Origin of the sequence: Seonamhaeicola sp. ML3, from assembly GCF_023273855.1 — a bacterium.
Taxonomy (GTDB): domain Bacteria; phylum Bacteroidota; class Bacteroidia; order Flavobacteriales; family Flavobacteriaceae; genus Seonamhaeicola.
The window spans coordinates 3,004,295-3,016,833 of record NZ_CP096884.1 but is presented as its reverse complement, the minus strand read 5'-3'; the positions used below and the strand labels follow the sequence as shown (position 1 = coordinate 3,016,833).

Annotated in this window: 11 protein-coding genes; 1 reads left to right on the top strand and 10 read right to left on the bottom strand. The window is 30.0% G+C overall.

Annotation, left to right across the window (positions count from 1 at the left end; genetic code table 11):
- Positions 1-22: 22 nt before the first annotated feature.
- From M0214_RS13010 to M0214_RS12990, 5 genes are all read right to left on the bottom strand, one after another.
- Positions 23-1,084 carry a GNAT family N-acetyltransferase gene (locus M0214_RS13010; protein ID WP_248722997.1) on the bottom strand — a complete coding sequence of 354 codons (1,062 nt, stop codon included), beginning with the start codon at positions 1,082-1,084 and terminating at the stop codon, positions 23-25.
- Positions 1,085-1,405: 321 nt separating this feature from the next.
- A complete protein-coding gene (locus tag M0214_RS13005) occupies positions 1,406-2,443 on the bottom strand; it encodes a GNAT family N-acetyltransferase (protein WP_248722996.1) in 1,038 nt (345 codons plus the stop codon).
- 31 nt (positions 2,444-2,474) lie between these two features.
- Positions 2,475-3,179 carry an acetyltransferase gene (locus M0214_RS13000; protein WP_248722995.1) on the bottom strand — a complete coding sequence of 235 codons (705 nt, stop codon included), beginning with the start codon at positions 3,177-3,179 and terminating at the stop codon, positions 2,475-2,477.
- Between the two features lie 5 nt (positions 3,180-3,184).
- A complete protein-coding gene (locus tag M0214_RS12995; protein WP_305879787.1) occupies positions 3,185-3,823 on the bottom strand; it encodes a sugar transferase in 639 nt (212 codons plus the stop codon).
- Between the two features lie 21 nt (positions 3,824-3,844).
- Entirely contained in the window at positions 3,845-4,978 is a 1,134-nt protein-coding gene (locus tag M0214_RS12990) for a glycosyltransferase family 4 protein (protein ID WP_248722994.1), read from the bottom strand.
- Positions 4,979-5,395: 417 nt separating this feature from the next.
- On the opposite strand from M0214_RS12990, the gene M0214_RS12985 reads away from it, so the two are divergent.
- On the top strand, positions 5,396-7,378 hold the full coding sequence (locus M0214_RS12985; RefSeq protein WP_248722993.1) for a right-handed parallel beta-helix repeat-containing protein: 1,983 nt from the start codon (positions 5,396-5,398) through the stop codon (positions 7,376-7,378).
- 184 nt (positions 7,379-7,562) lie between these two features.
- Here M0214_RS12985 and M0214_RS12980 read toward each other — a convergent pair whose 3' ends face one another.
- Genes M0214_RS12980 through M0214_RS12960 form a run of 5 tightly spaced genes read right to left on the bottom strand, consistent with a single transcriptional unit; the run spans position 7,563 to position 12,536 of the window.
- The gene (locus M0214_RS12980; protein ID WP_248722992.1) at positions 7,563-8,585 is read right to left on the bottom strand and encodes a polysaccharide deacetylase family protein; all 1,023 of its coding nucleotides are present in this window, start codon (positions 8,583-8,585) and stop codon (positions 7,563-7,565) included.
- Positions 8,585-9,361, bottom strand: a complete 777-nt coding sequence (locus M0214_RS12975; protein ID WP_248722991.1) for a formyl transferase — start codon at positions 9,359-9,361, stop codon at positions 8,585-8,587. The genes M0214_RS12980 and M0214_RS12975 overlap by 1 nt, the downstream gene beginning before the upstream one ends.
- 23 nt (positions 9,362-9,384) lie before the next feature.
- On the bottom strand, positions 9,385-10,521 hold the full coding sequence (locus M0214_RS12970) for an EpsG family protein (RefSeq protein ID WP_248722990.1): 1,137 nt from the start codon (positions 10,519-10,521) through the stop codon (positions 9,385-9,387).
- 10 nt (positions 10,522-10,531) lie between these two features.
- Positions 10,532-11,440 carry a glycosyltransferase family 2 protein gene (locus M0214_RS12965; protein ID WP_248722989.1) on the bottom strand — a complete coding sequence of 303 codons (909 nt, stop codon included), beginning with the start codon at positions 11,438-11,440 and terminating at the stop codon, positions 10,532-10,534.
- Positions 11,418-12,536 (bottom strand): glycosyltransferase, encoded by a 1,119-nt coding sequence (locus M0214_RS12960; protein ID WP_248722988.1) that lies wholly within the window; start codon positions 12,534-12,536, stop codon positions 11,418-11,420. The genes M0214_RS12965 and M0214_RS12960 overlap by 23 nt, the downstream gene beginning before the upstream one ends.
- Between the last annotated feature and the right edge of the window lie 3 nt (positions 12,537-12,539).

Here is a 12,539-nt window from a genome sequence, read left to right as displayed (position 1 = left end):
CTCTGTTTTTCTAATTATTACCTCACGCAATTTTAACTTCTTGTATGAACTCAAAATTACTATCTGATAGAATATATGCATTTGAGATATCTTTTCTTTTAAAAGTGTTAATCTCCTCAAATGGTGATTCTGAGACATAAAGAAAATTATTTATTACTTTACGTAAAAAACAGAAGTTATCATCTTCAGTCAAATCAATGCTAATCAGATTGTCTTTCTGAGGAAGAGAATCAATTTTTTCAATAAGAATGTTTTTTTTGGGTCTTAACCCCCTTATATGATTTAATTTATAAGTTAATTGATGAAACTTTTCATTATAATTCCTTTTTCTCAAGAAAGACTTAAACTCAAAATAGTTGTAATAGCAGAAGGCAAGGGTTTTTGAAATAAAAGAAGAGCTGTTATATATAATGTGATATTCAAAATTATATTCAGAAGTACTCATCCTTTTTTTATATTCATAAAAACCCTTAGAGAAATCGAATGTGTTTATGTTATTTTTAAAGCACCAATCAAGTAGACTTAAATTGGTTATATACCCAATATTAAATTTAGAATAATCGATATCAAAAGCCGTAATAGCGTCTATAATAGAGTTCTTTGTATGGTAATTGTAAGTAATAGCTATAGGGGTTTCACCATCATACACTACAAAAAGAGAAGCTCTTTTTTTTAAAATAAGGGGGTAAGCAACTTTTTTATAAAATTGCCATTCTTTAAGTTGCATATTATTATGCATTATTTGCTTTTGAGAATACCTTTTTTCCAGTAAATTCATAAATTGATCAAACAAATCATCAAATTGTTTTTTTTCAATTTCACCAAAGAACATTTTAGTTTTAAAATCAAAACATTGATTAAGTTTTCTTGAGTATTTTCTCATCTTCATTCTGCTATTCCTGCCAAAAGCAAATTGCATATACTCATTAAGATTTTCAAATTTATTTAGATTTATTAAAAATCCGGAATATTGAACAGATTTATAAACCCTAGTTTTTTTATTGGTTTCAGGGATATCATGAGTCTTTTGGGCATGAGCTAGAACATCATAAATTACTAATGCTTTATTCTTAAGCCCTCCCAAATCCTTTAATAAATAGTTGTTGCCTTTAGTTAAGTTTTTACCTATGTTAAAAAAAACTGGAGTAAATTTGGTCTTATAAAAATCTATACCTTCTATGAAATTGAATCGATATAATTTATTATTTGGTTTGAAGTGTGATTTCCAAATGCTCTGGAAAGTATTACAGATGAAAGGAGTGTCGTAAGGCATTTAAATAGCAATAAAATTGGGGTTTTTAAACCAATGTAAATAACCTTATTTTATTGCTATTTAAATATGACAATAGTCATGTTGTCAATAATATTTTACAAAATATGAGTGTTTACTATAGACTAAATATTATTAATCATTTTTCACATATCTGTATAGTGGAAAAAAATCTATTGATTCGTTTTTGTTGTTAGATTTGGACACTAAGCTATCATACATATCCTGATCCACTATACATTTCCAAATTTTAAAGGTTTTAAAATCTTTTGAAAAAGATGATTTAAACCTAAATAGTTCATCTTCATTATTACCTAGTCCACCACCTAAATTGAAAAATTTGTAGCCCTCACCAGTACCGCTAATTCTCATTTCATCAATTAATAGTCTAATAGGTGATAAGGACAAGTAATCATTTTTTGTTCCCGAGATATGATACTGGATTATGTTATTGGTTTTAACCATCATTGCAGCAGAAATAATTGTTTTACTTTCTTTATCTATGGCCATGAGCACATCGGTTTCATAATCCTTACTGTCAACAAATTTTTCAAAGTATTCTTTCGAGAAATAATAATCTTTTTTCGCATTCACTCTGTCCATGTTTTCATAGTAAAGACTCCTGAAAGTTTCCATATCCTCAATACTTGAACTTTTTATAACATCAAAACTCCTTCTGCACTTATTGAGGTATCTTTTCGTGGTCTTCGAAAAAATCATTCGTTGTTCATCTATGTTTTTTGTTAAGTCGATATTTACAACTCTTCCAAGCTCATGAATTTCTCCAATGTTATGTAAAATGCTATCTTGATTATCTATAAAGGGGTTTAATCTAGAAAACACCGATACTATTTTTTCACTTTTTAAAAAATCTAATAGTATTTCTTTAAAAGTAGCTGAGTCAAATTGATCTGGTAGATTTTTACTGATTGGACCTGCATACCCATAAACAGATGTGGCATCAAAAAACTCTGTTCCTTCTATGCTTCTAATTATAAGCGGTATACAAATAGTGAAATTATTCTCATTATATTCTAGTAGAACGGCTTTTTCATCAGGGTTTTTAGATAATAGATGGTAATCATAAGTATGATAGAAATCATAAACCTCTACCTTTTCTAAGGTTAAATCCCATTGTTCTTTAGTTTCTATTAAGTTAAGATTTGGCTTCATATTATAGATGTAATATTTTTGATTGTATTTTTTAATTCTTACCTAGATATTTTTCATCAGGATTTCTGTGCCGTACTAATCTTGCAGGTGTACCATAGACTAAACTATTGTTTTTGAAATCATCAATGACTAATGAACTGGCTCCTATAACACAATAATCACCAATTGAAATGTTGTTGACAATTGTAGCGCCTATACAGACAGCGGACTCAACACCCAAGACAACATTACCACCAGTGGTTACGCCAGGTGCTAAACTAGAAAAAGATTTCATCTCACTATCATGACCCAAAGAAGCTTTGGTGTTCAATATGCAAAAGTCTCCAATTTTAGCATCTGTATTAACGATTACACCAGCCATAACAACTACTCCAACAGGAATAATAATTCCTTCATACAGATAAGAAAACGGGTGAATTGCCGATATAAACTTGAATTTTTTTGTAAGGGTTATAATTTTATCCCTCATTTTTTTTCTTGTCCAATTATCACCTATGGCAATGATACCACCATGTAAGTTATGAGTTTTCATTAGTTCGGGAATAATTTCTTCACAACCTAAAATTTCATACTCCATCACTTTATCTCCTTTTGTCTTGAAAGAATCTATTAGGCCTATTATATTATACTCGCCTCTTAACTTTAGAATTTCAATGACCATCTTTGCATGGCCTGATGCACCAATAATAACAATATTTGGTTTTGATGTCTCCAGTATTTTATTTGAATAACTCAATGTGATCAGGCTTTAACTGGTTTACTTTTCCTCATTACATCTAATGAGGGCTGTAGAGCATTTTGATTATTAGAAATATCTTTTGATTTCAAAACTTTTCCAATTGTTTTAATCAAAATTTTAAAGTCATTTGAAAACGATATATTCTCAACATATTCTACATCATATTTTAGTTTAGTGTCCCAATCAAGAAAGTTTCTTCCATTTATTTGAGCCAAACCAGTAATGCCAGGTTTTACATCGTGTCTTTTCTTTTCAGACTTAGTGTAGTAAGGTAAGTATTTTGGAAGAAGAGGCCTGGGACCAATCAATGACATTTCTCCCTTTAATATGTTAATAAACTGTAACATTTCATCAATAGAAGTCTTCCTAACTATATTTCCAACAACCGTTATACGCTTATCATCTGGAAGTAAATCTCCATTTTCATCTTTTTTGTCGTTCATGGTTTTGAACTTTATTATCTTAAAAATCTTTTCATCTTTTCCCGGTCTCCTTTGATAAAAAAAAGGTTTTCCTTTATTGGAGAAAAATAAAAGAATAGTTGTAACAATTAAGATGGGTGATGAAAAGACCAAAAAAACAATTGCTATGATAAAGTCCAATGCAGGTTTCATTAGTTTAGGATAAATTTGGTAGGTCATGATGTTTATGTTTTGATAAAATTATGAGAGTTTTGTATAGAATTCCTCAATAGCATTCCAAACTATTTTTTGATCATATTTTTCTAGGACACTTTTTCTACTAACGGAAGCATATTTTTTTATTAACTCGGGGTTTTTGATAAAAGATTCCATAGCGTCCTGGAGATGACTAGTAGATTTAGGAGGGATGAGCTTTCCATTATATCCATCTGAAATTATTTCATTACAACCAGAAATATTTGAAGAAATTGAAGGTACGCCCATTGCTGCAGCTTCCATTATAGAAACTCCAAAGCCTTCTCTATAGCTCGGAAATGTAAAAACATTCATTAACTTTAAATAAGGCCGGATATCTTTTTGGAAACCTGCAGAAAAAATATCTTTAGAATTTAAAATGTGATTTTTAGTAGAATCGGGAAGCGGGTCGAGTAAATCCTCTGTGTTTCCTACTAACAGTAATTTTATGTTTTTGTGCTTTTTGTTTAAATCAACAAATGCATTCACTAATTCTACTATGCCTTTATCTTTTACTAATCTCCCAACAAAACCAAAAACAATACTATTTTTATCGGTATTGAAATCTAAATTTTCAGGGACAGAAAACTCTATTTTCGGATTGAAATAATTCGGGTCTATACCATTTATACTACCATTAGCAATAACATGAACCTCTTTTGAGGTGATTTTATCTTCACTAAGTGTTTTTGCTACTCCAAAACTTACTGTGACCAAATCAGTTGCTAGCGCGCAGGTTGTCTTTTCCATTGTTCTTAGTATAAACCCTTTTAAACCTGAATTACCTTGATATCTTAAACCATGAATACAATAAACCCTCTTCTGCACTCTACATATGTATGCTGCTAGCATACTTATTAATCCTCCCTTAGGCGTATTACCATGAACTAAAAATGGTTTTTCTTTTTTAAAAAGTTTAATCATACCAATTAAACTTTTTACATCTTCTAGTGGCGCTATATTGCGCTCCATAGTAACCGTATGAGTAGATACTTTCTCACTAGCCTCTAAATTTTCAAGTTGAATTCCAGGACTGGATACCAAGCTTACATCAAATAGTTTTTTAAAAACTTGAATTTGCCCTTGGAAAAAGTTCAAGGTTATTGGTACTGTGGTGACTAAAAAAAACTTTTTACTCATTATTATAGGTTAAGTGTTGAATTTGTTGCAGCAAACTTAAATATTTTTTTTGTTAACACTTTTTTTTAATGGTCTAAATGAAAATATTGACGACTAATTAAGTATTATTGATTTGAATCCACTTCTTATCTTCCTTTTTTTGCTTATTATTTTTAAAAAGTTATTAACATATTAATGTATTCTTTTCATTATCATATACTTTTGCATTTCTATAAATTGCTTTTTGAAATTGTACTACTCTAAAACGATATTTTTTATCCTTTGTATTTGCATTTCGTCGCAAAAATACGTTTTTAAACGATTAATGTAAGTTAATGCAACGTTTTTTATCGAAAAAAAATGTTTTTGGACGACAATAAAAAAAAATATTTATAGTATTGATCAGAATTATCAACGGACCCAAATCCTTTAAATACTATGAAAAAAAACCTACAGCACACAATGTTAATTACAGTCTTTTTTTTACTCCTATTTTCCTGTAATTCATGCAGCAATGAAGAACTTTTTGTTGAACCGGAAGCAGAAATAGTTGAAAAAGAAGAATCCACTGAAGATAGCTCGGAAGAACAAGAAGAAGAGGAAGAAGTTGTTACTCCCGAAGACGAAACAGAAATAGAGGTTGATACTAGCTTACCTTGTGATTTTAGTTTAACAAATATTCAACCCAATACTACCATAATTATAAACTGTGTACTTGATTTGGGAGGTACTACAGTTAATTTACCTAGTGGAGTTACTATTGAATTCGAAGGTGGAGATATTATTAATGGGGAAATAATATTCTCAAGTGAATCAGTAATATCTGGAGAATTATTGAATAAAGATTTAAAACTATCTGGAACTACTCCCAGTTTAAAAGATCCTACTTTTGTTTTTAAGCCTGAACGATGGGGTATAGTTGAAGGTAAAGTAAATGATGATATCGCCCTTGATAACAAAGATATCCTTCAAAGAACCATTGATCAAGTAAAATTAATGGGAGCTGATGAATTTTCAATAGAGACATTAGATGCCTATTTCAAAGTAGATATTGAATATTATGGTAGGGCAAGACACTTAGATAATGCATCTATATATATTCCAGAAGATTTTCATTTAAAAATGAGTGAAAATGCTTTTCTGAGAGTTCAACCAAATAAGAGTTTTTCCTATAGCTTATTTAAAATCTTTTTGGCAGATAATGTAATTATATCTGGAGGAAATTTGATTGGTGATAGATTTGAACATGATTATTCACCAATTGCTGACAGGCATGGAATTCCAAGAGACACACATGAATATGGTAACTTAGTTTTTGTTATTGGTTCAGAAAACATAGTCATAGACAATGTAAGTTTTAGCGACCCTACAGGAGATGCTATAATGTTCCATGGTGAATCACTGAGACAAGACGATGGTTCTCTTGCTCCAGGAAAGAAAGAAACCAAGAATGTTATAGTTAAAAATTGTACTATTTCCAGGGCAAGAAGAAATGGTATTAGTTTTTTAGATGGTAGATTTATAACTATCGACAACTGTACTATTAAAGATACCGGTAAAGGCGATCAAGCATACGATAGTTCTGGATCTAAGATTTATAGTAGTTCAGGTGTTGAACCTAGATGGGGAATAGATATGGAGGCAATACGCCATAGAACAGCAGATGGTCGTTTAAGACAAACAGCTTTAAATGAAAACATTATTGTAAGAAATAGCGTTTTTACAGGTAATCATGATGGTGATGTTCTTGTATTTACAGCCAATGATGTATTAATAGAAAATAATTTTTTCGATAGATCCGTAGGTTCATTTGCATCTCATGACGTTGTAGTTAGAAATAATACTTTTGAATCGAGAGAAACATCTAAATTCACAGCATTATCTATAAGCTCATTTGTAACTTTTCCAAATGAAGAAGATACACAAGGAAAGGAACTTAATCACCATTGGCTATTTGTAGATAATTATATTAAAGGTTACAATCATGGAATTTCAATCAAAGGGGAACATCATGAAATTAGAAATAATCGCATTGAAAATTGTGTAAATGGAGTATTTCTGGTTAGTAACCTGTTAAACACAACCTTCACAGGAAACACAATAACCAGTAATATCAATAATAGTAGAGGCTACAGAAACATTTACAATACAAACAATAGTAATAACATAGTTATAAGTAACGAGATCATAGAGGTTAAAGAGAGACCGTTATATTTAAATCTTTTGCTTAATGAAAGTAACCTTAACTCCTCTCAAATAACATTCAAGAACTGTACATTAAACTCGACATCTACTAATATGGCGAATAAAATTTCCAACAGTAAAAATATAAGGCTTGAAGGGAATATTACAAATACTGACTATATAGTAGAAAATTCTGAAAATATAAATCTCATAGATAACTTAATATCTACTAATTAATTTACTTAATCATTAGTTATTAAAAAAACAATTCAATTAGTAATTGAAAATCATAACTATATCAAAAAAAAAGTAGGAGAGAAGTACACTCCTACTTTTTTTATGCCTATTTTAGAATTATTTAATAAAGCAGATTGACTCTTTGTGGGTTTGCCTTAATTACTTTATATAAACACCAAAAAAATTATTTAGTTTTTAATTTTTGTAATATTTCGTTAGTTAAACCTGTCATAGAAATACTTTTAAACTTGTATTTAGAGTTTAGTTTACTATAATATTTAAAAATGTTTTCTAGGTTTTTGAAATTTTCTTCCATGTGGTCACCAAAATTATGAGGATGCCACCATAAGTGAAATAGTTCATTGTTTTTGGCAGCATGTAACATTGCTTTTTTAATCCTTCGTCGTTTTAAAAACTCAAACCAAGAAAGTCTTGGTGAGTATGCCCTGTAAAACCTACTAGAAGGTAAGTTAATAAGGCCTAATTCATCAGGTTCTATAGCGTTTATTGGATAAGTGTGATTTCCAGAAATATTTAAGTATCCATCAATAAGTCTCAACAATCTAATAATTGATTCTGGAAGTCTATAGCTTTTCTTATTGCGTATGTCAAAGTTATATAACTGGTGCATTTCAGCTCCTCTGTAGTTTGTTATTCCATTCTTTTTACATTGAAGTAGATAACTGTTATTCACTTGATTTTTTGGAAAAACAATACTTTCTAATTTCAAATCCATTGTTTCTGCAATTTCTTTAGCCGAAACTAAATCTGCATAAAAATCTTCGATATTCTGTCCTGAAGCCAAACAGTTATAATGCCCAAAAGTATGTGTTCCTATTTCATGGTTTCCATTTTTCTTGATTTTTTCAACAAGTGACTTGGCATAATGTATAGCGTCTGATTTTTCGTCTTCACCAATTTGATTTAATAAGGAAAAGGGGTTTAAATTTTTATTAGAATATCCGGGAATCCTTTTAGGTATAAATTCTTCAATTTCTTTTTTATTTCCAGCAAATAACAAACCTACTGTTGCGAAAGTTAGATGTATCCCATATTCATCGCTAAGTTCTATTAATTTTTCAACTACCTTCCTAGCATTTAAAAGATTGCTATGATAGGAATTTAAATCTAAGGCATCAAAAACCCCCCAATGGAGTTCGAAATCTAGTGAAATGACAAAATATCCTTTATTATTGTTCGGAGACATTATTTAACTTTATTAAAAATTCGATTGTGAAAATAATCTATTATGGTAGGATGATAGTATAACTTGCTTTCTAATCCGTTTTTTATGGGAGTTAATTTACCGTTATTAATTTGATTGAAAGCTTCATCCATGCACTCAAACCCTTTTAACAGCTGAAGTAATGGGTATGTGATATAGTTATCTCTTTTCTCTATTTCAATATTTTTTTGGCTTATTATCCCTCCTGTATCTATACCAGCATCGATAAAGTGAACTGTTACTCCACAATTATCAAGATCTTTATTAGCCAGTGCCCAGTAACCTCCGTGAACACCTCTATATTTAGGGGTAATTCCTGCATGCATATTTAATAAAGGAGGTTCAATACCATTTATAATTTTTTTGTGGATTATTCCAGTGCCATTAACCATGACTACATCAGGCTTTAATTCATTTACAAAATCTATTACATTTGGATCGTTTATGGTATCTGCCCTTAGTATATTTTTAAATTCATTTAAACTATTCAAATTTAACCCTGATAGTATTTCTGACTGTCTTTTTTTACTCTCTAATCTAAGTAAAGGAACAATGCCTTTCATGAATAAAAGTTGTAAAAAAACCTTAATAACTCCTAATCGCTTAATTCGCCTTTTGATTAGACGTAGACCAGAACCTTTTTTTGGTATATCTAAAACAACTCCAACAACAGTGTAATTTTCTTTTAAATAAGATAATGTTGCAGAGCCAAAGCTTCCAGAACTTGTAAATAAAACAACTTTTAAGTTTTTCATCATATTAAATTAATAAGTATTAGATGTTATCTCGTATTATCGTCACCACCTGATAAAATAGGTAAAAGGATATGATTAAGTATAAAATAAAAGATAGTTACCCAAGCTAAAATGGATAGCTTTTTTTTGGGAAAAGAAATATTAATAGTATTGAACAGTAGCAATGGTATCACAATCCAACTATAGCCACCAATTCTATCAGAAAATGGAATGTTAAAATTAAAAAAGAATACCACAGAGGCAACTATATAATATTTAATTAAAAACAAATCGGAAGCGTTCTTTAAATTACTGAATTTAACAAACAGAAATAAAAACAAAGAATTGTAAAAAACGAAATCTATCCTAAAACCTACTCTGTAATTGGTTTCTCCTTGAAATGCTAATTGTTTTATATCTTCACCTTCTAGTTGTCCTAGAAAAGTTAACTTATCAAACCCAAATCCAGTATAGGCAAGTCCTACAGCTAGAACATAAAATATGATAAAATATTTTATTTTAACATTATTACATAGCATAATAAGACAAACGCAAACTATTGGTATGATAGATGTTCGATGAAAGAAAAAAGCAATTAGGAAATATAGAATAGCGTATTTATTGTTTTTTTGTATAACATAGTATATACCATAAAGTATGAATGGTATTGCTAAGCCGTTTCTAATAGTGTTTATTTCGTAATTTAAGAAAACAAATGAAGAGGTCATGGTTACAAACAGCAGAAAGCTACTACCATCGATGCTATTATTAGTAAACCTTCTTACAAATTTGAATAGACTAATATTCATCAATGCAGAAACAACAAACAGAAATAATGTAAAATTCTTGAAAGGAAGTACTATATATAGTACGACTGCAAATAAAAAATCTGTACCTAATGCACTTAAATAATCAAAAAAGTTATCTATATGAAGGCCCTTGAGATAGAAATAATTATAGTAGTTACCAGTATCTGTACCAATATTATTCCCCCTGGTTCCTGCAAAGAAGACTAGGAACGCGGTAACTATTATTAACAGATTTCTGTCATTTCGAAAGTAGGCATCTTTTCTATCCTGAAGAATCATTAGTATTAACGAACCAGATATTACGAAAAAACCTATTACCCACCTATACATGAGTGCATAATCTCCGGAAGTAAAATTTTCAAATAAGTACTTCATTTTATTTGAGTTATGAAAGCATGGATGAGACGCTTTGAATAGTTTTTTGGTGATATTTTAGTTCACTGGATTTAAGAGCCGTAGATCGTCTTTCTATCAATTTAGATGTTACTCCGAATACCCAAAAAACCAAATAAACGACTAGTTTTACTATACTAACAAAAGTCATTTTTATACTTCTTAAAAAGCCTAAAATGGATTTATTCTTCCAATAAATCTTAATTAAGTTTATCATTGCAATAAAATATTTTTTTATTGTAGATGTACTGGCTTCTCTGTAATACAAATATGGTGTATTTAATTTAACAAACTTGCTTTTTTTAACAGTACGTATCCACATATCATAATCCTGAGCTCTTTTAAGATTTATATCATACCTATTTTCCTTAAACCAACTTGCTTTTCCCATAATTGTTGGATGTACAGCCCAAGTCCCCTTGAGTAAATCTTTTAGACTAATATTTTCTTTGAATTCTCCTTTTCGGAGGCCTATAATTTGATTTTGATTATCTATTGCTACCAAACCGGTACCCAATAAATCAATTTCCGGATTAGAGACCAAATGAGATAATTGTTTTTCCAAACGATCTGGAAACATGATATCGTCAGCATCCATTCTACAATAAAATTTTCCATTTGATAAATCTGAGAGTTCATTTAACCTGCTCGGAAGACCAAGATTTTTACCATCACTTATTACTGTTATCCTTTTGTCTAGTTTTTCAAAGCTTTTGGCAATTGATACCGAAGTATCTGTACTTCCGTCATCTAATAAAAACAGTTCCCAATAAGAATAAGTTTGATTTATTACCGAATTTATGGCCTGAGCTAAAAACTTTTCAGAATTAAAGAAAGGAATACCTACCGTAACCAGATTGTTTTCGTTTTCCATTGTTTTAACTTTTTCCGTTGTAAACATTTTCTAGCCTTTTTACACTGACATTAATATCGAAGCCATGAGACTTTAAAACCTCATGCCTTTGCTTATTTGTTTTATATTCTGATGAAGACAAAATGTTTTTCATGATTTTCTCCCATCTTTCGAAGTTATCTTCTAATGATGAAAAATGAACTAGGTTCAAACCTAAATCAACTTCTTTAGATATTCTATTAGAAATTAAAGCAGGTATACCGGCAGTTTGAGATTCTACCAATATTACAGGAAACCCTTCATGAAATGATGGCATTAACAATAAATCTGTATTACCCAATATATGGTTAATGTCTGATCTAACACCTAGAAAAGACACATGTTCATTTAATTCTTTTTCAGAAGCTAACTTTTTTAGCTTTTGGGCAAGAATACCATCACCCACTATATTTAGGTGAAAATCAACGTCCTTTTTTATTAGATAATCTGCAAAATCTAATGAGAACTCAACATTCTTTACAGGCATTAGTCGACCTATTTGCGAAATTATTATCGTTCTCTCGTTTATGGTATTACGGTTAAAAAATGTAATATCTCTTTTTTCTTTTACATTAATGAAGTTATCTACATCAACAGCATTGGGTATGAATAGGGGAGCTTTTTTCTCACCAAAGAGAAATTTTCCTGCTTCAATTCCACATGCAATATAATTTGTAGCGAAATTCGATATTAATTTTTTTGAAAAACTCTGATAGACTTTTCCGATTAGGCTTTTGCTATTAACATCGCTTGTATTATGAGAATGTGCTATCCTAAGTTTTATTCCGGCCAGATATGCAGCTATCAAGTGAAATCCATTACTAAATAATTGATGGCAATGAACCGCATGGAAAGGTTTGTTATCTTTTATTAGTTTAAAGAGTTTTACGGTTCTAATTATCGAGTTTTTAGAGTATTTTTTTGGTATCCTGTATATTTTACCACCTAGAGCAGTGATTTCATCATCAAAATCACATATATCCTCAGTAAAATAAGCAAAATCAAATTGATATTCTTGTTTGTCGATAGCTCTATATAGGTTCATAACCATAGACTCTGCACCGGCTCTATTCATCGAACCAACAACGTGTAAAATTCTTTTCATATT